The organism is Blastococcus colisei (assembly GCF_006717095.1).
GTDB lineage: Bacteria > Actinomycetota > Actinomycetes > Mycobacteriales > Geodermatophilaceae > Blastococcus_B > Blastococcus_B colisei.
This window is the reverse complement of sequence record NZ_VFQE01000001.1, coordinates 2,494,129-2,514,761: the sequence shown is the minus strand read 5'-3', so window position 1 is coordinate 2,514,761 and position 20,633 is coordinate 2,494,129. Positions and strand designations below refer to the sequence as shown.

Genomic DNA, 20,633 nt, shown 5'->3' with positions numbered 1-20,633 from the left:
TCCGGTCAGGGTGCGGTGTCGAGAACCGCGCCAGTGGCGTCGTAGGCGGTCACGACGAGGCGCGGGCCGTTCATCACGACGGGCACGTCTTGGATGAACGTGCCGAAGAGCACCTCCCCCGGCCGGGGCCCCGGTTCGGCGAGCACCGCGTCGACTGTCCGTCCGTCGGCGTCACCGATGACGACCCGGGCCGTCTCCGGCGGAGCGACGCCGCCGATGAGCACGTCCTTGGGAAAGGTCGCTACGCCCTCTCCCGATCCCACCGACGTGACGGCGATCTGCCCAACCGGCGGCAGGTCGATGGGGCCCGAGCCGTTGGGAGGAACTCCGTCGAGGGTGAACAGTTGCAGGCAGCTGACCCACTGGTCGCCGCCGGCAGGGCCGGGCTCCACCCCGATCGCCCAGCGGAGATCGCCGTCTCCGCCGGTCACGATCGGCGTGCCGGCCTGGCAGCCGATGCCCTCAGGGGTCGCGAGCCGGTCGATGGCGCCATGCCGCATGGCCTCCAGGTCGGCGACGGTACCGAAGCGGAGGTCCTGCACCACCTGCTCGAGGAACTGGTCGCCGTCGCCCAGGCCGATCACCGACAGCACCAGCCCGTTCTCCGCCCACACGTAGCCCCGCGCGTCGTCTCCGTAGTAGATGCCGTGCATGTCGCCCAGCGAGCCCGGCTGGCCGCGGACGACGGTGCCGACCGGATCATCGGTCCAAAAGCCCCAGAGCGCGGCCAACCGCGGGTCGGCGCGGACCGCCGAGACGATCACCCAGCCGGATTCCCCGGCCAGCACGAACTCCTCGCCCACGGAGCCGGTGAACGGCCCGTCGGCGGGGCTGCCGGCGATCAGCGGCGCGAGGCCGGCGGGCACGGCGTCCGCGGCGAGCGCGGCGGTGGCGGTGCTGAAGTCCGCAGTGGCGGCCGCGGCGATCAGGTCGTCGTCACTGACGCCCCGGGCGACGACGAACTGGACATGGTCCGAGAAGCTGCCGGGGTCGACGTTCACCCACGTTCGATCGGCGTCGTGGACCAGCAGACCGTCGCGGCCGCCGAGGTCGACCTGGCGTTCACCGGGCAGGCAGCACGGTGGGCCGCCGAGGAACGCCGAGCCGGAACTGGTGCCGACGAGCAGGACCGGCCCGTCGAGTGTGTCGGCGAGAGTGGGGTCGCCGTACAAGGTGGCCCGGGCGGGCTCGTAGCCGGGGTGGGCGACGGCCTCGTTGTGACGGAGCTCCTGCAGGAGCAGGCCATCGGGGAAGCGGTCCAGCACCACCGGCTGCTCGGGCGCATGCGCCTCCGCTACGAGGGCTGCGCCTCCGGCGGCCGGCCGCACCGGGCCCGGATCGACCGGCACCGCGGGAGAGCCGGCGGGCGTTGCGCAGCCGCTCAGGACGGTGACCGCCAGGACGGCGGCGATCCGCCGCCCGCTGCGCACAGCCCCGCGCATGGCGGTCACATGCTCGCGATGAGCTTGTCGACCCGGTCGTCGACGGCCTTGAAGGGGTCCTTGCACAGCACGGTGCGCTGGGCCTGGTCGTTGAGCTTGAGATGCACCCAGTCGACGGTGAAGTCGCGCCGCTTCTCCTGGGCCTTGCGGATGAACTCTCCGCGCAGCCGGGCCCGGGTGGTCTGCGGTGGCACGTTCTTGGCCTCGAAGATGCGCGGCTCGTGGGTGACGCGCTCGACCTGGCCGGCCCGCTCGAGCAGGTAGTACAGGCCCCGGCGGCGGCTGATGTCGTGGTAGGCGAGGTCCATCTGGGCGATCCGGGGGGAACTGAGCGGCAGGTCGCGCTTGGCGCGGTAGCGCTCGAGCAGGCTGTACTTGATCGCCCAGTCGACCTCGCGGTCGATGAGGGACAGGTCCTCGGTGTCGACGGCCTTGAGCACCCGCCCCCACAGCTCGAGCATCTGCCGGTGCTCGGGACTGCAGCCCTCGCGGTCGGCGAAGTCGGCGGCGCGGGAGTGGTACTCGGACTGGATCTCCAGCGCCGACATCTCCTTGCCGTTGGCGAGGCGGACCTTGCGGCGTCCGGACATGTCGTGGCTGATCTCGCGGATGGCCCGGATCGGGTTCTCCAGCGTCATGTCCTTGATCGGGGTGCCGGCCTCGATCATCCGCAGCACCAAGTCGGTCATGGTGACCTTGAGCAGCGTCGTCGTCTCGCTCATGTTCGAGTCGCCGACGATGACGTGCAGCCGGCGGTAGCGCTCGGCGTCGGCGTGCGGCTCGTCGCGGGTGTTGATGATCGGCCGGGAGCGCGTGGTGGCGCTCGAGACGCCCTCCCAGATGTGCTCGGCGCGCTGGCTGACGCAGTAGATGGCGCCGCGGGGCGTCTGCAGGACCTTGCCGGCGCCGACCACGATCTGCCGGCTGACCAGGAACGGGATCAGGACGTCGGCCAGACGGCTGAACTCGCCGTGCCGGCCGACCAGGTAGTTCTCGTGGCAACCGTAGCTGTTGCCCGCGGAGTCGGTGTTGTTCTTGAACAGGTAGATGTCGCCGGTGACGCCTTCCTCGGCCAGGCGCTGCTCGGCGTCGACCAGGAGCCCCTCGAGGATCCGCTCGCCCGCCTTGTCGTGGACGACGAGTTCGGTGAGGTCGTCGCACTCGGCGGTGGCGTACTCGGGGTGGCTGCCCACGTCGAGGTAGAGCCGGGAGCCGTTGCGCAGGAAGACGTTGGAGCTGCGCCCCCACGAGACCACCCGCCGGAACAGGTAGCGGGCGACCTCGTCCGGGGAGAGCCGGCGCTGCCCCTTGAAGGTGCACGTGACGCCGTACTCGGTCTCGATGCCGAAGATCCGTCGGTCCACGATCCGAGACTAGGCGCCGGGAGCGACAGCGCGCGTGTCCCGTGCCACAGGAACGGTCACGAGCAGGTGAACCTTGTCCCCGTCAGGAGTGCTTCGCGTCCAGCCGCTGCAACAGGTCGCCGAACGCCTTCTCGATCGCGTCGTGGTCGTTCTGGGCGGCGCGCTGCTTGCCGTGGATGAGCGCGGCCCGGTTGACCGTGGAGAAGTCGCCGTAGGGAAACTTGTATCGGCCCTTGGTCTCCTCGGAGGCGTCGGTGTCGATCGCGAGGTGCCACGCGCCGTACCCCTCGTAGCCGTGCTTCTCGATCTCGGCGTTCCCGTCGTCGGCCGACGGCGCGGCGTCGGACCACTCGGTGTCGACGTCGACCTTGCCGTCGTCGATGAGCTTCCGGGCCTGCTTCACGGCGTCCTCATTGACGCGGTAGATCGGCACGGTCAGTCCTCCTCCGTCGGCGGCGGGCCGCCGGCGGTGTCGGGGTTGGCCGGGTCGCCGAGCCCCGCGGGGGTCCCCGGCTCGGACACGCTCGGGGTGTGGACGGTCGTGGGCGGAGCGTCCGCCGTCGCGTCCGGCGTGGGCTCGTCGCCGAGCAGCCGGCGCAGGGCGGAGCCGGTGACCCGGCGGAAGGCCCGCTTGGGACGGCGCCGGTCGAGGACGGCGACCTCGAGCTGTGCGCCCGTGAGGCGGGTGGGCCCGCCGTTGCTGGACCCGGCCGTCACCGGGCTGACGGCGGACAGTGCCTGGACGCCCACCTCCAGCGCATCGGACAGCCCCATGCCCGCGTGGAAGTGCTCCCGCAGGTGGCCGGTGACCGCCTCGGCCTGACCACCCATGACGACGAAGTCCGGCTCGTCGACGATCGAGCCGTCGAAGGTCAGCCGGTAGAGCTGGTCGTTCTCGGGGCGGTCGCCGACCTCGGCAACGCACAGCTCGACCTCGAAGGGCTTGGTCTGCTGGGTGAAGATTTCGCCGAGGGTCTGGGCGTAGGCGTTGGCGATGACCCGGCCGGTGACGTCGCGGCGGTTGTAGGAGTAGCCGCGGACGTCGGCGAGGCGCACACCGGCCACCCGCAGGCTCTCGAACTCGCTGTAGCGGCCGACGGCGGCGAAGCCGATCCGGTCGTAGAGCTCGCCGACCTTGTGCAGCGTCGAGCTGGGGTTCTCGGCGATGAACAGGACGCCGTCGGCGTAGGTGAGGACGGCGACGCTGCGACCGCGGGAGATGCCCTTGCGGGCGTACTCCGAGCGGTCCCGCATCAACTGCTCGGGCGAGGCGTAGTACGGCATGGTCATGGCTCAGGCCTCCCGGTCCACGTTGTGGCGGTCGGCCTCGGCCCGCTCGGTGACGATCGTGTCGGCCACTGCCGCGACCTCGGCGTCGGTGAGGCGGACAGCGCCGTCGGCGTCGACGCGGTAGACGATCGGGTAGAGCCGGCGGACCGGGTCGGGGCCACCGGTGGCCGAGTCGTCGTCGGCGGCGTCGTAGAGCGCCTCGACGAGGGTGCGGGTGGCCGTGTCGGCGGGTAGCCCGCTGCGCCACGTCTTCTTCAGCGAGTTCTTGGCGAAGAGGGAGCCGGAGCCCACGGCGGCGTAGCCGCGCTCCTCGTAGTTCCCGCCGGTGACGTCGTAGCTGAAGATCCGGCCCGGGGCGGTCCCTTCCGCTGCGTCGAGGTCGAAGCCGGCGAACAGCGGGACGACGGCGAGGCCCTGCAGGGCGGCGCCGAGGTTGCCGCGGATCATCTGCGCGAGGCGGTTGGCCTTGCCGTCGAGGCTCATCGTGAGCCCCTCGATCTTCTCGTAGTGCTCGAGCTCGACCTGGTAGAGCTTCACCATCTCGATGGCGATGCCCGCAGCGCCGGCGATGCCGATGACGCTGTAGGAGTCGGCCGGGTAGACCTTCTCGATGTCGCGCGAGCTGATCAGGTTGCCCATGGTGGCGCGCCGGTCCCCACCCATGAGGACGCCGCCCTCGTAGCTGACCGCGACGATCGTCGTGCCGTGGGGGGCGAGATCTCCCATGGGCATGGTCGGAACGGGGCGGCGACCGGGCAGGAGGTCAGGCGCCGCCGTCGAGAGGAAGTCGGTGAACGAGGAGCCCACCCGGTCCAGGTAGGCGGGCGTGAACCCGCTCCGGCCAGTTGAGAACTCGTTCACCCATCCGCCTCTCCCGCCTGCGTCCGCCGGCGTGCACCGCTGCTCCGCCCGGTGCTCCGCGTGCTGGTGCTGCGAGCGCCCGGGCGTCGTTGCGACCCTACCGGCGGCTCCCCCGGTCGGATGGTCCGGACCGGTCCGATGCCAGCCGCCGTGAACGCATTGATCACGTGCTGGCGCAGGGTGTGGAAGCGAACGTAATCGGCCGCGGCACGCAACACGTTTGGATCGTCTTTGAACTGGCCCAGCCCGCCGTTGCAGTTGAAACACAGCAACGCCCTCACCGCGCCCGTCGCGTGGTCGTGGTCCACGTGCACGGCGGCTGCATTCTTGCAGATGGCGCACAGGCCGTCTTGCTTGGAGAGCAAGTAGTCCGCTTCAGCGGCCGTAATTCCGTACCGCCGACTCAAGTGGTAGGTGCGTGAACCGCCCACCTTCTCGCGCGACGCTTGCCCACGCTTGTTATGGCACGGCTTGCAGTAGGCGTGATAGCCGGAGCGCGTGCGGACTGTGCGAACAAAGTCCTCCAGTGGCAGAACGCGGTCGCAGTCCGCGCACCACTTGTACCCCACAGGGACGACTAGGTCCTGCGGCGGCTGCCTGTAGAGGCGCGGCTTGGTACGCCGCGCTTCTCGACTGCGCAGCGACCGCTCGGCGAGATGCGTGCGGCAATAGAAGGCCAGGCCGTCTCTTGATCGCGCATTTTTGGTGAATTCTGAGACAGGGCGGTAGTCGGCACAGTCTCGACAGAACTTCGTACTCATAGTCGGTTTTGTACGAAGTTACTCACTGGCCCCCTTTTTGTACGTACTGGCGAACGAACTCCTCGGAGTTGGACTCGAGGACCTCGTCGATCTCGTCCAGGAGGGAGTCGACGTCCTCGGTCATTTCCTTGTGGCGTTCGGCGACCTCGGTGTCGACCGAGGCCTCGACCTCGTCGGTCTCCTCGCGCGATCGCGTCGCCTTCTGCTGCCCGCCGGTGTCCCTCGTGGCCATGGCCGCCCTCCAGGTGTGCTCGTGCCGGTGCTTGGGGGAAACGTACTCGTCGGGGCCGACAGTCGGGCGGCGCCGGGCCAGTGCACATCCGCCGTTCCCTCCTCCGTGCGACCGGGGCGGGTCACCGGAAACCGCCGTCGCACGAACTGTCGGACGAATGTCGCGACAGCGTCATCGCCTTGTCATCGCCCCGGACTCGTGGCGGGCGCCTCCGGCGGGAACACAACGACGAGGAGCCACGACCGTCGCAGACAGGCTCCCGGCCGCGGAGCCCGGCCCGGGCTGAACGGCTGCAGCAGCCGAGAGTCCACACGTGAAGGAGACCGACCGTGACGTTGCGATCGCGAGGACGACGACATGCCCTGGCCGGCGCTGGGGCCGCGGCCATGATGGCCGCGGCGGTGTTCGCGGCGCCGGCGGCGGCCGCCGCTCCGGCGGACGAGGTCGGGGAGGCCGCCGACACGGTCCAGGAGCAGGTCCAGCAGGCCGTGGACGAGGTGCGGCAGGCCCTTGATGAAGCCCGTAGGCACGTCGAGCAGGCTCTCGACGACGCCGCGCAGCAGGCCGGCCAGGCCGCCGACGAGGGTGCCGACGAGGCACGCCAGGAAGCTCAGCAGGCCGTCGACGAGGGTGACGACGAGGCGCGCCAGGAAGCGCAGCAGGCCGTCGAGGAGGCTGAGCAGGCCCTCGAGGAAGCCCGCCAGCGGGCCCAGGACCTCGTCGGCGAGCTCCCCGAGATGGACGCCTCCGACTGGCTGCCCGACGACCTGCGGCAGGACCTGCAGGACCTGCAGGACCTGCCGGCCGACGAGCGGAGGCAGCAGCTGCAGAACATCATGCAGATGGCCCGGAGCGGCGACTACGGCGACGACGTGGAGGCGTGGACCGCGCAGTTCTCCAGCCTCGTGTCCTCCCTGCCGCCGGACCTGCGCCAGGACGTCGAGCAGATGTTCGGCCAGTAGCGGGCGCGGTGCCGGTTTGCCGGCGGCTGACGGGAAGGCGGCCGGTCGAGCCGTCTGCTCGACGCGACGTCAGCTGCCGGTGATGGTGTCGACCAGCTCCTGCGCGGTGCGAGATGCCTCGAACAACGCGCCCACGTGCTCGCGCGTACCGCGCAGCGGCTCCATGGTGGGGATGCGGACCAGGTTCTCCCGCCCCAGGTCGAACACGACCGAGTCCCACGACGCCGCAGCCACCTGCGCCGGATACCGCCGCAGGCACTCCCCCCGGAAGAACGCGCGGGTGTCCCCCGGCGGGGTGACCATCGCCCGGGTCACCTCGTCGTCGTCGAGCAGCCGCTGCATCGACCCGCGCGCCACCAGGCGGTTGTAGAGCCCCTTGTCCGGCCGGATGTCGGAGTACTGCAGGTCGACCAGGTGCAGCCGCGAGTCGCCCCACGAAAGCCCGTCACGTGACCGGTACCCCTCCAGCAGCCGCAGCTTCGCCGGCCAGTCCAGCCGGTCCGCGCACCGCATGGGATCGATCGACAGGTCTTCGAGCACCTCTGCCCAGCGCCGGAGCACGTCATCGGTCTGCTCGTCGGACCCGCCCTGCGCCGCCACGAACTTCTCGGCCTGCTCCAGGTAGGTCCGCTGCACCTCGAGTGCGGTCATCTGCCGCCCGTCGCGCAGCCGCACCTTGTGGCTGAGCGTCGGGTCGTGGCTGATCGCCTGCAGCGCCTCCACCGGGTCCTCGATCACGAGGTCCCGGGACAGCGCCCGCGCCTCGATCATCGCGAGCACCAGCGACGTCGTCCCCACCTTCAGATAGGTCGACAGCTCGGCCAGGTTCGCGTCGCCGATGATCACGTGCAGCCGGCGGTACTTGTCGGCATCGGCGTGCGGCTCGTCCCGGGTGTTGATGATCGGCCGCTTGAGCGTGGTCTCGAGCCCGACCTCCACCTCGAAGAAGTCCGCCCGCGAGGACAGCTGGAATCCCTGGGTGCGTCCCTCCGTGCCGATCCCCACCCGCCCCGCGCCGGCGAAGACCTGCCGGGTCACGAAGAACGGGATCAGCCCGCGGATGATGTCGATGAACGGCGTCCTGCGGTCCATCAGGTAGTTCTCGTGCGCCCCGTAGCTGGCGCCCTTGCCGTCAGTGTTGTTCTTGTACAGCTGGATCGTCGGCTGGCCCGGGATGCGCGCCGCCCGTCGGGCCGCCTCGGCCATCACCTGCTCCCCCGCCTTGTCCCAGAGGACGACGTCGCGCGGGTTGGTGACCTCCGGTGTCGAGTACTCGGGGTGAGCGTGGTCGACATAGAGGCGGGCTCCGTTGGTGAGGATGACGTTGGCCATCCCGGTGTCCTCGTCGAGGTCGTTGTGGTCCAGCGCCTGCGCCGGCGACAGGTCGAAGCCGCGGGCGTCGCGCAGCGGTGACTCCTCCTCGAAGTCCCATCGCGGACGGCGCGGCGTCGGCGCCTCTGCCACCGCCCAGGCGTTCACCACCTGGCTGGACAGGGTCGTCGGGTTGGCGGTCGGCTGCCCCGGCACCGAGATGCCGTACTCGATTTCGGTCCCCATGACCCGCCGCACGCTCATGGGCCAACCCTAGGCCGCGGGCGGCCGGCAGCCGCGTCGCGGCCCGGGGCCCCCCGGCGCGGGTGGCACATTACGGAACGGTTACGTAGCCTCGGAGCTGCCCGGGCTGCAGCAGAGTGGCCGCGGGTGGCCCACGCGGAGTCCCGGCCGTCGAGCCGATCCCGTGAGCCCACCGGACGCGCCGCGCGCCCTCTCCTCCGCCCAGCGGCCGCGTTCCTTCGTCTCCCTGGCTCCGTGGGCGGAGCGCGCCGTGCCCGACGGGCCGGTGACGTCGGGCGCCCGCCACTCGAGAGGATCATGACGAACCCGAGCACGAACCCCCGTACGTCCACCCGCTCCCTCCGGCGTCGCGCGGCCGGTCTGACGGCCGCCGGCGCCGTCCTGGTCGCCCCGTTCCTCGCGTCCGGAACGGCGAACGCCGCCGACGGCGCCACCTGGGACCGCCTCGCGCAGTGCGAGAGCAGCGGCAACTGGGCCATCAATACCGGCAACGGCTACTACGGCGGCCTGCAGTTCTCCCAGTCCACCTGGGAAGGCTTCGGCGGCACCGCCTACGCCCCGCGGGCCGACCTGGCCACCCGTGAACAGCAGATCGCCACGGCCGAGAAGACCCTGGCGGTGCAGGGCTGGGGCGCCTGGCCGGCCTGCTCGGCGAAGCTCGGCCTCGGTGAGGCCGACAAGGCCGGCAGCGCGGCGGCACCCGCGCCCGCACCGGCTGCGGCACCCGCCGCAGCACCGGCTACCGCACCCGCACCGGCTCCGGCCGGGCAGGCCTACACCGTGGTCGCCGGCGACACCCTCTCCGGGATCGCAGCGGCGCACGGCCTGGACTGGCGGGACGTGTACGCCGCCAACCAGGCGGTCATCGGCGAGGACCCGACCCTGATCTTCCCGGGTCAGGTGCTCACCCTCGGCTGAGTCGCTGGAACGAGGACGGCCCGGTCACCGCACGGTGACCGGGCCGTCCTCGCGTGGTCTAGAGGTACTGGCCGGTGTTCGTGGCCGTGTCGATGGCCCGGCCGGACTCGTTGCCCTTGCCGCTGATCAGCGTGCGGATGTAGACGATCCGCTCGCCCTTCTTGCCCGAGATCCGCGCCCAGTCGTCGGGGTTGGTCGTGTTGGGCAGGTCCTCGTTCTCCTTGAACTCGTCGAGGCAGGCGGCCATCAGGTGGCTGACCCGCAGACCGGAGGTGCCGGTCTCCAGGTGCTCCTTGATCGCCATCTTCTTCGCCCGGTCGACGATGTTCTGCAGCATGGCGCCGGAGTTGAAGTCCTTGAAGTACAGGACCTCCTTGTCACCGTTGGCGTAGGTGACCTCGAGGAAGCGGTTCTCCTCGCTCTCGGTGTACATGCGCTCGACGGTCCGCTGGATCATCCCGGCGATCGTCGCCTCGCGGCTGCCGCCGTGCTCGGCCAGGTCGTCGGGGTTGATCGGCAGCGACGTCGTCAGGTACTTGCTGAAGATGTCGCGCGCGGCCTCGGCGTCGGGCCGCTCGATCTTGATCTTCACGTCGAGCCGGCCGGGCCGCAGGATCGCCGGGTCGATCATGTCCTCGCGGTTGGAGGCGCCGATGACGATGACGTTCTCCAGGCCCTCCACGCCGTCGATCTCGCTGAGCAGCTGCGGCACGATCGTCGACTCGACGTCGGAGGAGACCCCCGACCCGCGGGTGCGGAAGATCGAGTCCATCTCGTCGAAGAACACGATGACCGGGGTGCCCTCGCTGGCCTTCTCCCGCGCCCGCTGGAAGACCAGGCGGATGTGCCGCTCGGTCTCGCCGACGTACTTGTTGAGCAGCTCCGGGCCCTTGATGTTGAGGAAGTAGGACTTCCCCTGGCTCGTGTCGCCGTCGCCGCGGACGGCCGCGACCTTCTTGGCCAGCGAGTTCGCCACGGCCTTGGCGATCAGCGTCTTCCCGCAACCGGGCGGGCCGTACAGCAGGATGCCCTTCGGCGGGCGCAGCTCGTAGGTGCGGAACAGGTCGGCGTGCAGGAACGGCAGCTCGACGGCGTCGCGGATCTGCTCGATCTGCCGCGAGAGGCCACCGATGTCGCCGTAGTCGATGTCGGGGACCTCTTCGAGGACGAGCTCCTCGACCTCGCTCTTCGGGATCCGCTCGTAGACGTAGCCCGAGCGCGACTCGAGCAGCAGCGAGTCCCCGACCCGCAGCGGCTGACCGGTGAGCGAGTCGGCGAGGAAGACGACCCGCTCCTCGTCGGTGTGCCCGATGACCAGCGCCCGCGGCGTCACGCCGTCGATGGGCTCGAGGAGCTCCTTGAGCATGACGACGTCCCCGGAGCGCTCGAAGTCCCGCGCCTCGACGACGTTCATCGCCTCGTTGAGCATGACCTCCTGGCCGGTGCGCAGGCTCTCGACCTCGACGTTCGGCGAGACCGACACCCGCAGCTTGCGGCCACCGGTGAAGACGTCGACGGTGCCGTCCTCGAACCGCGTCAGGAAGATGCCGTAGCCGGACGGCGGCTGGCCGAGCCGGTCGACCTCCTCCTTGAGCGACACCAGCTGCTCGCGGGCGTCGCGCAGGGTGCCGGCGAGCTTGTCGTTGCGCTCGGAGAGGAACGCCGCACGCCCCTCGGCCTCCGCGATCCGCTCCTCGAGGAGCCGCACCTGCCGGGGGCTGTCGGCCACCTTCCGCCGGAGGAGACCGATCTCTTCCTCGAGGTAGGAGATCTGGCTGAGCAGTGCCGCGACGTCTCGTTCACGCCGCGCTCGAATCTCGTCGGGACCCAGACTCATCGCGCACCTCCACAGGCATCCGAGGGAGCCACGACGCAAATCTATACACGCGCCCGGACAATTCGCCGTGGGCTCGCGGTAGGAGGACCCCGCTGCCCCCACGCCTCGCGAGCTCGGCGCGGACCCCTGCAGCGGGGCCGTTTCAGTGCTTCTGTGCCCGCCGCTGCCGGATGGGCGCCACGGTTCCCTCGGCGAGTCGCCGGGCGGTGACGAGGAACGCCGTGTGCGCGACCATCCGGTGCTCGGGGCGGACGGCGAGGCCGACCGAGTGCCACGGGCGCAGCAGCGACTCCCAGGCATGCGGCTCCGTCCAGACCCCCTGTGCGCGGAGCGCCTCCACGTAGGTCGACAGCTGCGTGGTGGTCGCGACATACCCCACCAGCACTCCCCCGGGCCGCAGCGCCGCGGCCACCGTGGGCAGGACGGCCCACGGCTCCAGCATGTCGAGGACGACGCGGTCGACGGCCTCCTCGGCCGGATGGTCGGCGAGGTCGCCCAACCGCAGCGACCAGTTGGCCGGGACCTCGCCGAAGAAGGCCTCGACGTTGCCGCGGGCGACGTCGGCGAAGTCCTCCCGCCGCTCGTAGCTGGTGAGCGAGCCCCCGGACCCCACGGCACGCAGCAGCGAGCAGCTCAGCGCACCGGAGCCGGCGCCCGCCTCCAGCACCCGCATGCCCGGGCCCACGTCGCCGAAGCCGACGATCTGTGCGGCGTCCTTGGGATAGATCACCTGGGCGCCGCGCGGCATGGAGAGCACGAAATCGGCCAGCAGCGGCCGGAAGGCCAGGTAGCCGGTGTTCGCCGTCGACATCACGACCGAGCCCTCGGGGGCGCCGATCAGGTGGTCGTGCTCGATCGCGCCGCGGTGGGTGTGGAACTGCTTGCCCGGCTCGAGGACGACGGTGTGCAACCGGCCCTTCGGATCGGTCAGCTGCACCCGGTCCCCGGCGACGAATGCGCCGGCAACCGGCTCCCGGGGGGTCGGGGCCGCCGGCTCGGGCTCGGGGGCGACGGCCTCGGCGGCGTCGTGCTGCGTGTCCACGGGCGGCCAGCCTACGGACGGCGTGGATGTGACCCGAGGTACGCATGCGGCGCGGCCGGTCGGAATTGTCGGAGGCCCGACCTAGCCTCGGACCCATGACGGCGATCCTGCACACGGAACCGGCACCCGAGCTCCCCGTGGAGAGCGCTGCCGACGCGACCGCACCCCGCCGTCCCTCCCTGTCGCCGAGCCGGGCGGCCGACTTCAAGACCTGCCCGCTGCTGTACCGCTTCCGCACCATCGACCGGTTGCCCGAGCGCAAGAGCCTGGCCGCCGTCCGCGGCACCCTGGTGCACTCCGTCCTCGAGCGGCTCTACGACCTCCCGCCGGCCGGCCGCACCGTCGCGGCGGCGCAGGAGCTCATCGAGCCGGCCTGGGCCGAGCTGCGGGACGAGCCGGGCATCGCCGAGCTGTTCGCGACGGCGCAGGACGAAGGAGCGGAGACCGACGCGAACGCCCCCGAGTCCGTGGACGCGTGGCTGGCGTCGGCCGGGAAGCTGGTGGAGAAGTACTTCACGCTGGAGGACCCGACCCGCATCCAGCCGGACGGACGCGAGCAGCTCGTCGAGGTGACCTTGCCGGACGGGCTCCTGCTGCGCGGGTTCGTCGACCGGCTCGACGTCGCGCCCAACGGCGCCCTCCGGGTCGTCGACTACAAGACCGGCTCGATGCCCCGCGAGGCCTTCGAGGCCAAGGCGCTGTTCCAGATGAAGTTCTACGCCCTGGTGCTCTGGCGCACTCGTGGCGTGGTGGCCGCCCAGCTCAAGCTGATCTATCTCGGGGACGGCGACACGCTCACCTACGCCCCGGACGAGGCGGAGCTGCTCCGGTTCGAGCGCACCCTGCAGGCCATCTGGGCCGCGATCGGACGCGCGGTGGCGACCGGCGACTTCCGGCCCAACAAGACCCGGCTCTGCGGCTGGTGCGACCACCAGGCGGTCTGTCCCGAGTGGGGTGGCACTCCCCCGCCCTTCCCCGCGGAAGCGGCCGCGGCCGCCGGCTGGCAGACCGTGCTGCCCGTCGTCGAGCGCGCCTGACCGCTCGCCGAGACCGTCACACGGTCGCGCCGTCCAGGGGCTCGCGGATGGCGTCGGCGTGGCCGGCGTGCCAGGCGGTCTGCTCGGCCAGATGGAGGCGCACCCGGTTCAAACCGGGACGTCACCGCGGCGACGACGTCCCACGGGCCGGTCGTCGGCCGCTACCGTCACTGGGCAGAGGCGGTCCCCGGGGAGGCACCGTGCGCGCCTACCGGGCCGATGTCGCCTTCGACGGCGAACGACGACTGCCGGGCGGCGCGCTCGTCCTCGTCGACGACGGCGTCATCGTCGGGGTCGAGTCCGCCTCCTCCCCCACACCCGACGGCTGCCCGGTCACCGACGGCGCGGCGCTGTTGCCCGGCCTCATCGACACGCACGTGCACCTCTGTGGCGACAGCAGCCCGCGGGCGCTGGACCAGTTCGCCGAACTGTCCGCCGACCAGCTGCAGGCGGTCATCACGACCGCGGAGGAGCAGCACCTCCAGGCAGGCGTGACGACCGTGCGCGATCTCGGGGACGACCGGTGGGCTGTCGTCGAACGGTCGCGCACGGGCGACGACGGGCCCACCGTCGTCGCATCCGGGCCTCCGCTCACGGTCCCGGGTGGTCACTGCTGGTCGATGGGGGGCGTCGCGACGGGCCCGGAAGGGCTGCGCGAGGCTGTCCGCGAGCGGGTGGATCGCGGTGCCGGCGTCGTGAAGATCATGACCAGTGGCGGTGTCCTGACACCGGACACCGACGTCCTCGCCTGCCAGTTCAGCCTCGGGGAGATGCGTGCCGTGGTGGACGAGGCCCACGGCCACGGGCTCCCCGTGACAGCCCATGCCCACGGACTCGCGGCGGTGGAACTCGCCGTCGAGTCCGGCGTCGACGGCATCGAGCACTGCAGTTGCCTGACGCACACCGGTGCCCGACTGCCCCCGGCGCTGGCCGAACGACTGGTCGAGGCCGGTACCTACGTCTGCCCGACCGTCGGGCGCGTCCCCGGCGTCGCTCCACCCCCGCACGTACAGGCACGTCTGGCGGCGATCGGGTCGACGTTCGAGGACCACCTCGTGCACGTCGTTGAGCTCGTCAACGCCGGGATCACGTTCCTCGCCGGCACCGACGCCGGGATCGGCCCGTCCAAGAGGCACGGGTTGGTGCCCATGGCGGTCGCCGACCTCGTCGCGTGCGGAGCCCCCGCGACCGAGGCGCTGGCGTCGGCAACCGGCCTGGCGGCCCGGGCGTGCGGCCTGCAGCGGCGCACCGGACGTCTGGCCGTGGGCCTGGAGGCCGATCTACTGCTGGTCGACGGCGACCCACTGATCGACGTGACGGCTCTGCAGCGGCCACGCACGGTGGTGTCGCGGGGCCGCGAGGTGCCGCTGCCCCGCCAGTAGCGGCGGAGCTCCGCTCAGGCGGACGCGTCGGCCATGTCGCCACGGGCCAGGACGTCGGCCAGTCCGGCCACGTCGACGCCGCCGAGGCCGTTCCGCACGGTGAGCCCGGGTGCGCTGGGGATCTCCTGGACGGTCGGGACGCCCAGGACGGCGGCACCTGCGGCGAGACCCGCCGCCACCCCGGACTGCGAGTCCTCGACCACGACGCACCCGGCGGGCTCCACCCCGAGTGCGGCCATCGCCTGCAGGTAGGGCGCCGGGTCGGGCTTGCGCGCCGGCACCTCGTCACCGCAGATGGTAACGTCGAACGGATCACCACCCAGATCGGCACGGATGGTCGTCAGGACGATGTCGGCCAGCCGCCGCGGTGTGGTGGTGACCAGGGCCGACCGCAGACCCGCGGCCCGGACCGCGATGAGCAGCTCGCGCGCACCCGGGCACCAGGAGATGCCGGAGCCAAGGAGCTGCGCCGTCCGGTCCTCGACCCAGCGGGCGTCGGCCAGCAGCTGTTCCTCGGTCCGGGCCAGCCCGAGGTCGGCGTGCAGGATGCTCATCGACCGGCGCATGGTGGAGCCCACCGTGGCCGCCCGGGCGCGCTCGGACATCCTCCCGCCGAGGCTCGCGGCGAGCTCGAACATCGCCTCGCCCCAGTACTGCTCCGTCTCCACCAGCGTGCCGTCCATGTCGAACAGCACGGCTCGCAGCTCACCGACGCCTCGAGCCGCGCGGTTCATCCCCGGTAGTTCACGTGCGGATGGTCCATGTGGTTGGCCGTGGCACTGCCGCGGTTCTCCATCTGCTTCCAGGAGCCACCGGGCGAGCTGAGCATCCGCTGCTGCCAGATGATGTAGTCGACGCCGAGCTCGTCCCAGTGCGCGACGTGGTAGGCGACGATCGCGTCACCGAGGGCCGCGTTCGAGCCGACCATGTAGTCCACCGCCAGCCCGGAGGGGTGGCCTCCCGGATCGGCGGCGCTCGCGCGGGTGCCGCCGAGGGTGATGCTGTCGGCCCCGGGGACGTTGGACACGACCGCGTTGGCGGCTGCCTGTGCGACGGGCCTGAGGGCGCCCGCACTGTTGCTGATCTTCGCGATGACCGTGGCGGTCACGGACGCCGCCGCGGCAGCCGGCGCGGGCGAGGCGGCGGCTGCCGCCTCCGCTGCCTCGGCCGCCTCCGCCGCCGCGGCCGCCTCCGCTGCAGCGGCCGCCTCAGCGGCGGCAGCGGCCTCGGCTGCGAGGCGTGCCTCCTCCGCCGCCTTCGCCGCGGCAGCGTCGTGCTCGGCCTGCGCCTGGGCCGCGGCGGCCGCGGCCTGCTCCGCGTCGCGCTCGGACCGGCTGGCGGCCAGCTGGCCCAGCAGCTCGGAGTCCTCGGGCGCGGGGGCCTCGATACCGGCCCCGTCGATACCCAGGGCATCGGCGACGACGACGGACGCCGTCTGCGTCTCGGCGGTGGCCGGAGCCGGCTTCCCGGCCACCAGGTCGAAGGCGGCGAGCACGCAGACGGTGGCGATGCCGAGGGAGTAGGCCACGCGGGAGCCCGGCGCTGCCAGGCGGCTCGTGCGGGCGAGGCGGACGGAGTCCGTGCCGGTGACGTCGTCGGTGGGCTGTGCGGTGTTCAGGTTCAGGGGCGCCACAGGGGGGCGTCTCTCCGTTCTTCCTCAGCCGCCTACCGAGTTAGCTGACGGGTTCGGGCCGGAAGTTGCCCTACCTGCAGCGCATGCGCGCAGGATTCACCCCAGAGGAACCATGGGTCCCCGGTCTGCTCGCGGCGCTGGGCCGCGCGCAGTTCGGCGGTGTCCGGCGGGGTCCTCGGTCGAGGAACGGGGCCCGGCAGACAGATAACGAAAGTACTACGAAATGTTTACGACGGCCCGTTGTCCTTGCCACACGGCTGAACCCTTGACGGCGGGCGGCGGGCCCCATCGGCTCCGCCCAGGGGCCCGCCCGAGCTTGCGAGGGATGGGGAGGACGGGGTCCTTCATTCGTCCTCCGTGCGATAGCCGAGGTTCGGGGACAACCACTTCTCCGCCTCGGCGACGGTCCAGCCCTTGCGTCGCGCGTAGTCCTCGACCTGGTCACGACCGACCCGTCCCAGCACGAAGTACCGGGAGTCGGGGTGCGAGAAGTACAACCCGCTCACCGCGGCACCCGGCCACATGGCCATGCTCTCGGTGAGCTGGATGCCGGTGGTGGCCTCGACGTCCAGCAGATCCCAGATCGTCTGCTTCTCCGTGTGCTCCGGGCAGGCCGGGTACCCCGGAGCGGGCCGGATGCCGTGGTACTTCTCGGCGATCAACCCGTCGGCGTCGAGGTGCTCGTCCGGGGCGTAGGCCCAGAACTCCTTGCGCACCCGCTCGTGCAGCCGCTCGGCGAAGGCCTCGGCCAGCCGGTCGGCGAGTGACTCCAGCAGGATCGCGCTGTAGTCGTCATTGGCCTTCTTGAACGCCATGACCCGCTCGACGGAGCCCAGGCCGGCGGTCACCGCGAAGGCCCCGACGTAGTCGCGCAACCCGGTCGCCTTCGGCGCCACGAAATCGGCCAGCGACTTGCGTGACGATCCGTCCCGTCCCTCGGTCTGCTGCCGCAGTTGGTGCAGCGTCGTCAGGACGGCGGAGCGCGACTCGTCGGTGTAGACCTCGATGTCGTCGCCCTCGACCTGGTTGGCCGGGAACAGGCCGAGGGCGCCGTTCGCGGTCAGCCACTTCTCGCCGATGATCTGGTCGAGCATCGCCTGCGCGTCCTCGTAGAGCCGGCGGGCGGCCTCACCGGACACCGGGTTGTGGAGGATGTCGGGGAAGCGGCCCCGCATCTCCCAGGCGTTGAAGAACGGCTGCCAGTCGATGTAGCCGCGCAGCTCTTCGAGCGGATACTCGGTGAACGTCCGGACGAACTGGGTCGCCACGTGGTGGACGTGGTCGCAGGAGGGGCCCGCACAGACGTCCATCGCCTGCTGCAGCAGCATGCGCGGCCGCGGCGGGGAGTAGGTGCTCCAGTCGATTCGTGGGGCCGCGGCCCGGGCGGCGGCGATGGGCAGCATCGTCCGGCTGTCCTGCCGGGCGGCGTGCCGCTCCCGCAGGGCCTCGTACTCGGCCGCCGTCTCGGCCAGCAGCTTCGGGCGCTGCTCGTCGGAGAGCAGGGCCGCGACGACCGGCACCGACCGCGAGGCGTCCTTCACCCAGACGACCGGTCCGTGGTACTTCTGCGCGATCTTGACCGCGGTGTGCGCGCGCGACGTCGTCGCCCCGCCGATGAGCAGCGGGACGTCGAAGCCCTGCCGCTCCATCTCCGAGGCGAGGTTCACCATCTCGTCCAGCGACGGCGTGATCAGCCCGGAGAGGCCGATGACGTCGGCGCCCTCGTGCTTCGCGGCGTCCAGGATCTTCTGTGCCGGCACCATGACGCCGAGGTCGACGACGTCGTAGTTGTTGCACTGGAGGACGACGCCGACGATGTTCTTGCCGATGTCGTGGACGTCGCCCTTCGCCGTCGCCATGACGACCTTGCCGTTGGTGCGTTCGGCGTCGCCGGGCTGCTTCTCCGCCTCGATGAACGGGATCAGGTACGCGACGGCCTTCTTCATGACCCGCGCGGACTTCACCACCTGCGGCAGGAACATCTTCCCGGCGCCGAACAGGTCGCCGACGACGTTCATGCCGTCCATCAGCGGGCCCTCGATCACCTCGATCGGCCGGCCGCCCCGCTCGCTGATGAGGGCGCGCAACTCCTCGGTGTCGTCCTCGACGAACGCGTCGATGCCCTTCACCAGCGCGTGCGTGATCCGCTCCCCCGCCGGCAGCGACCGCCACTCCTCGGTCGCCACCTCCTTGACCGAGCCGTCGCCGGCGAAGTCACCGGCGATCTCCAGCAGGCGTTCGGTGCTGTCCGGACGGCGATTGAGGATCACGTCCTCGATGCGCTCGCGCAGCAGCGCGGGCACCTCGCTGTAGACCTCGAGCTGGCCGGCGTTCACGATCGCCATGTCCAGGCCGGCCTCGATCGCGTGGTACAGGAAGACCGAATGGATGGCCTCGCGCACGGGGTTGTTGCCGCGGAAGGAGAAGGAGACGTTCGAGACGCCGCCGGAGACGAGCGCACCGGGCAGGTTCTGCTTGATCCAGCGGGTGGCCTCGATGAAGTCCAGGCCGTAGTTCGCGTGCTCCTCGATCCCCGTGGCGACGGCGAAGATGTTGGGGTCGAAGATGATGTCCTCGGCCGGGAAGCCGACCTGCTCGATGAGGATGTCGTAGGCGCGCTTGCAGATCTGCGTGCGGCGGACGAGGTTGTCGCCCTGGCCGTCCTCGTCGAAGGCCATGACGACGACCGCCGCGCCGTACTTGCGGCACAGCCGGGCGTGGTGGACGAACTCCTCCTCGCCGTTCTTCAGCGAGATCGAGTTGACGATGGCCTTGCCCTGGACGCACTTGAGCCCGGCCTCGATCACCTCCCACTTCGAGGAGTCGATCATCGTGGGCACGCGGCAGATGTCGGGCTCGGTGGCGATCAGCTTCGCGAAGCGGTCCATCGCCTGGACGCCGTCGATCATCCCCTCGTCCATGTTGATGTCGATGACCTGCGCGCCGGCTTCGACCTGCTGCCTGGCCACCGCCAGCGCCGCCGGGTAGTCGCCGGCCTTGATCAGGTTGCGGAAACGGGCCGATCCGGTGATGTTCGTGCGCTCGCCGACGTTGACGAAGAGGCTGTCCTCGGTGACGGTCACCGGCTCGAGACCGGAGAGCCGGAGGGCGGGCTGCACCTCGACGGGGATCCGCGGCTTCCGGCCCTCGACCACGCCGGCGATCGCCGCGATGTGTGCCGGTGTCGTGCCGCAGCAGCCCCCGACGAGGTTGACGAAGCCGCTGTCGGCGAACTCCGCCAGCACCGCGGCGGTCTCGTCGGGCGACTCGTCGTACTCGCCGAACGCGTTCGGGAGGCCCGCGTTCGGATAGCAGGACACGAACGTGTCGGCGATCCGTGACATCTCGGCGATGTAGGGCCGCATCTCCTTGGCGCCGAGGGCGCAGTTGAGCCCCACCAGCAGCGGGTTCACGTGCCGCACCGAGTGCCAGAAGGCCTCGGTGACCTGCCCCGACAGCGTGCGGCCGGAGGCGTCGGTGATGGTGCCGGAGATCATCACCGGCCAGCGGCGCCCGCGCTCCTCGAAAAGCGTCTCCAGCGCGAAGATCGCCGCCTTGGCGTTGAGCGTGTCGAAGATCGTCTCGATCAGCAGCACGTCGGAGCCGCCGTCGACGAGCCCGTTCGCCTGCTCCAGGTAGGCCTCGACCAGCTCGTCGTAGGTGACGTTGCGGGCGCCCGGGTCGTTGACGTCCGGGGAGATGGACGCCGTCCGGCTGGTCGGCCCGATCGCTCCGACGACGAAGCGCGGCTTGTCCGGGATGCGTTCGGTCATCGCGTCGCACTCCCGGCGGGCCAGCCGGGCGGAGGCGACGTTGAGCTCGTAGGCGAGGTCCTGCATGCCGTAGTCGGACAGCGAGATCGTGGTGGCGTTGAACGTGTTCGTCTCGATGAGGTCCGCGCCGGCATCGAGGTACTCCCGGTGGATCGCGGTGATGATCTCGGGAGCGGTGATGCTCAACAGGTCGTTGTTCCCCTGCACGTCGGTCGGCCAGTCGGCGAAGCGCTCCCCGCGGTAGCCGGCCTCGTCCGGCCGGTCCCGCTGGATGGCGGTGCCCATCGCGCCGTCGAGCACGAGGATCCGCTGGTCGAGCAGGGCGGTCAGCGCGGCCGTGGCATCCGGGCGGAGGATGGGTGAGTCGGACACAGGCGATCCCCAGTGGTGCTCTGCTGTGGGTGTGCGGGCTTCGATGCTCCGGCACCCCGGCGGGCTGGCCCAGGCTTGGGCGCTCCCGATGTCCCGCCCATCGTCTCATTCCCTGTGGCCTCGGTGTCGTCGACATCATGCGGACGGGTCGA

The 20,633-nt window shown here is 70.9% G+C and carries 18 protein-coding genes and 1 riboswitch; of the genes, 4 read left to right on the top strand and 14 right to left on the bottom strand.

Annotated features, from left to right (window positions below; all coding sequences use genetic code 11):
* Window positions 1-5 precede the first annotated feature (5 nt).
* The 7 genes from FHU33_RS11915 to FHU33_RS11885 form a co-directional block, all read right to left on the bottom strand.
* Window positions 6-1,442, bottom strand: coding sequence for a hypothetical protein (locus FHU33_RS11915; protein ID WP_142025556.1), 1,437 nt, complete (start codon window positions 1,440-1,442; stop codon window positions 6-8).
* Between the two features lie 5 nt (window positions 1,443-1,447).
* Window positions 1,448-2,806, bottom strand: a complete 1,359-nt coding sequence (gene pafA, locus FHU33_RS11910; protein WP_142025555.1) for a Pup--protein ligase — start codon at window positions 2,804-2,806, stop codon at window positions 1,448-1,450.
* Window positions 2,807-2,888: 82 nt separating this feature from the next.
* On the bottom strand, window positions 2,889-3,239 hold the full coding sequence (locus tag FHU33_RS11905; protein WP_211355098.1) for a hypothetical protein: 351 nt from the start codon (window positions 3,237-3,239) through the stop codon (window positions 2,889-2,891).
* Between the two features lie 2 nt (window positions 3,240-3,241).
* Complete coding sequence (prcA, locus tag FHU33_RS11900) at window positions 3,242-4,096, bottom strand: proteasome subunit alpha (RefSeq protein WP_142025554.1); 855 nt, start codon at window positions 4,094-4,096, stop codon at window positions 3,242-3,244.
* A gap of 3 nt (window positions 4,097-4,099) precedes the next feature.
* Window positions 4,100-4,957: a proteasome subunit beta gene (gene prcB, locus FHU33_RS11895; protein WP_211355097.1), complete on the bottom strand. Its 858-nt coding sequence runs from the start codon at window positions 4,955-4,957 to the stop codon at window positions 4,100-4,102.
* Window positions 4,954-5,718, bottom strand: coding sequence for an endonuclease VII domain-containing protein (locus FHU33_RS11890; protein ID WP_142025553.1), 765 nt, complete (start codon window positions 5,716-5,718; stop codon window positions 4,954-4,956). The genes prcB and FHU33_RS11890 overlap by 4 nt, the downstream gene beginning before the upstream one ends.
* A gap of 22 nt (window positions 5,719-5,740) precedes the next feature.
* Entirely contained in the window at window positions 5,741-5,950 is a 210-nt protein-coding gene (locus FHU33_RS11885; RefSeq protein ID WP_142025552.1) for a ubiquitin-like protein Pup, read from the bottom strand.
* 329 nt (window positions 5,951-6,279) lie between these two features.
* Between FHU33_RS11885 and FHU33_RS11875 the strand changes: the two genes are divergently transcribed.
* Window positions 6,280-6,912, top strand: a complete 633-nt coding sequence (locus FHU33_RS11875) for a hypothetical protein (RefSeq protein WP_170182429.1) — start codon at window positions 6,280-6,282, stop codon at window positions 6,910-6,912.
* Between the two features lie 69 nt (window positions 6,913-6,981).
* On the opposite strand, the gene dop is transcribed toward FHU33_RS11875, so the two are convergent.
* Window positions 6,982-8,487, bottom strand: a complete 1,506-nt coding sequence (gene dop, locus FHU33_RS11870; protein WP_142025549.1) for a depupylase/deamidase Dop — start codon at window positions 8,485-8,487, stop codon at window positions 6,982-6,984.
* Window positions 8,488-8,784: 297 nt separating this feature from the next.
* Between dop and FHU33_RS26195 the strand changes: the two genes are divergently transcribed.
* The gene (locus FHU33_RS26195; RefSeq protein WP_142025548.1) at window positions 8,785-9,405 is read left to right on the top strand and encodes a LysM peptidoglycan-binding domain-containing protein; all 621 of its coding nucleotides are present in this window, start codon (window positions 8,785-8,787) and stop codon (window positions 9,403-9,405) included.
* A 58-nt stretch (window positions 9,406-9,463) separates the two neighbouring features.
* Here FHU33_RS26195 and arc read toward each other — a convergent pair whose 3' ends face one another.
* Window positions 9,464-11,242 (bottom strand): proteasome ATPase, encoded by a 1,779-nt coding sequence (gene arc / locus FHU33_RS11860; RefSeq protein WP_142025547.1) that lies wholly within the window; start codon window positions 11,240-11,242, stop codon window positions 9,464-9,466.
* 142 nt (window positions 11,243-11,384) lie between these two features.
* The gene (locus FHU33_RS11855; RefSeq protein ID WP_281281638.1) at window positions 11,385-12,284 is read right to left on the bottom strand and encodes a tRNA (adenine-N1)-methyltransferase; all 900 of its coding nucleotides are present in this window, start codon (window positions 12,282-12,284) and stop codon (window positions 11,385-11,387) included.
* Between the two features lie 95 nt (window positions 12,285-12,379).
* Between FHU33_RS11855 and FHU33_RS11850 the strand changes: the two genes are divergently transcribed.
* Window positions 12,380-13,321: a RecB family exonuclease gene (locus FHU33_RS11850; RefSeq protein WP_142025546.1), complete on the top strand. Its 942-nt coding sequence runs from the start codon at window positions 12,380-12,382 to the stop codon at window positions 13,319-13,321.
* A 16-nt stretch (window positions 13,322-13,337) separates the two neighbouring features.
* On the opposite strand, the gene FHU33_RS11845 is transcribed toward FHU33_RS11850, so the two are convergent.
* Window positions 13,338-13,424, bottom strand: coding sequence for a mycothiol transferase (locus FHU33_RS11845; protein WP_246063909.1), 87 nt, complete (start codon window positions 13,422-13,424; stop codon window positions 13,338-13,340).
* Window positions 13,425-13,521: 97 nt separating this feature from the next.
* On the opposite strand from FHU33_RS11845, the gene FHU33_RS11840 reads away from it, so the two are divergent.
* Entirely contained in the window at window positions 13,522-14,703 is a 1,182-nt protein-coding gene (locus tag FHU33_RS11840; protein ID WP_142025544.1) for a metal-dependent hydrolase family protein, read from the top strand.
* A gap of 14 nt (window positions 14,704-14,717) precedes the next feature.
* Here FHU33_RS11840 and FHU33_RS11835 read toward each other — a convergent pair whose 3' ends face one another.
* The 3 genes from FHU33_RS11835 to metH all read right to left on the bottom strand — a co-directional run bounded on the left by FHU33_RS11835 (window position 14,718) and on the right by metH (window position 20,481).
* Window positions 14,718-15,437, bottom strand: a complete 720-nt coding sequence (locus FHU33_RS11835; RefSeq protein WP_142025543.1) for an HAD family hydrolase — start codon at window positions 15,435-15,437, stop codon at window positions 14,718-14,720.
* The gene (locus FHU33_RS11830; RefSeq protein ID WP_211355096.1) at window positions 15,434-16,336 is read right to left on the bottom strand and encodes a VldE C-terminal domain-containing protein; all 903 of its coding nucleotides are present in this window, start codon (window positions 16,334-16,336) and stop codon (window positions 15,434-15,436) included. Before FHU33_RS11830 ends, FHU33_RS11835 begins: the two co-directional genes overlap by 4 nt.
* A 14-nt stretch (window positions 16,337-16,350) precedes the next feature.
* Window positions 16,351-16,505, bottom strand: a riboswitch (cyclic di-AMP (ydaO/yuaA leader).
* Window positions 16,506-16,680: 175 nt separating this feature from the next.
* Window positions 16,681-20,481, bottom strand: a complete 3,801-nt coding sequence (gene metH, locus FHU33_RS11825; RefSeq protein ID WP_142025542.1) for a methionine synthase — start codon at window positions 20,479-20,481, stop codon at window positions 16,681-16,683.
* Window positions 20,482-20,633: the final 152 nt, after the last annotated feature.

Bases quoted from the DNA above. Each gene is read 5' to 3' on its own strand.
- FHU33_RS11915 (WP_142025556.1), bottom strand. From the start codon at position 1,442: ATGCGCGGGGCTGTGCGCAGCGGGCGGCGGATCGCCGCCGTCCTGGCG.
- prcA (WP_142025554.1), bottom strand. From the start codon at position 4,096: ATGACCATGCCGTACTACGCCTCGCCCGAGCAGTTGATGCGGGACCGC.
- FHU33_RS11890 (WP_142025553.1), bottom strand. From the start codon at position 5,718: ATGAGTACGAAGTTCTGTCGAGACTGTGCCGACTACCGCCCTGTCTCA.
- FHU33_RS11885 (WP_142025552.1), bottom strand. From the start codon at position 5,950: ATGGCCACGAGGGACACCGGCGGGCAGCAGAAGGCGACGCGATCGCGC.
- dop (WP_142025549.1), bottom strand. From the start codon at position 8,487: ATGAGCGTGCGGCGGGTCATGGGGACCGAAATCGAGTACGGCATCTCG.
- FHU33_RS26195 (WP_142025548.1), top strand. From the start codon at position 8,785: ATGACGAACCCGAGCACGAACCCCCGTACGTCCACCCGCTCCCTCCGG.
- arc (WP_142025547.1), bottom strand. From the start codon at position 11,242: ATGAGTCTGGGTCCCGACGAGATTCGAGCGCGGCGTGAACGAGACGTC.
- FHU33_RS11850 (WP_142025546.1), top strand. From the start codon at position 12,380: ATGACGGCGATCCTGCACACGGAACCGGCACCCGAGCTCCCCGTGGAG.
- FHU33_RS11835 (WP_142025543.1), bottom strand. From the start codon at position 15,437: ATGAACCGCGCGGCTCGAGGCGTCGGTGAGCTGCGAGCCGTGCTGTTC.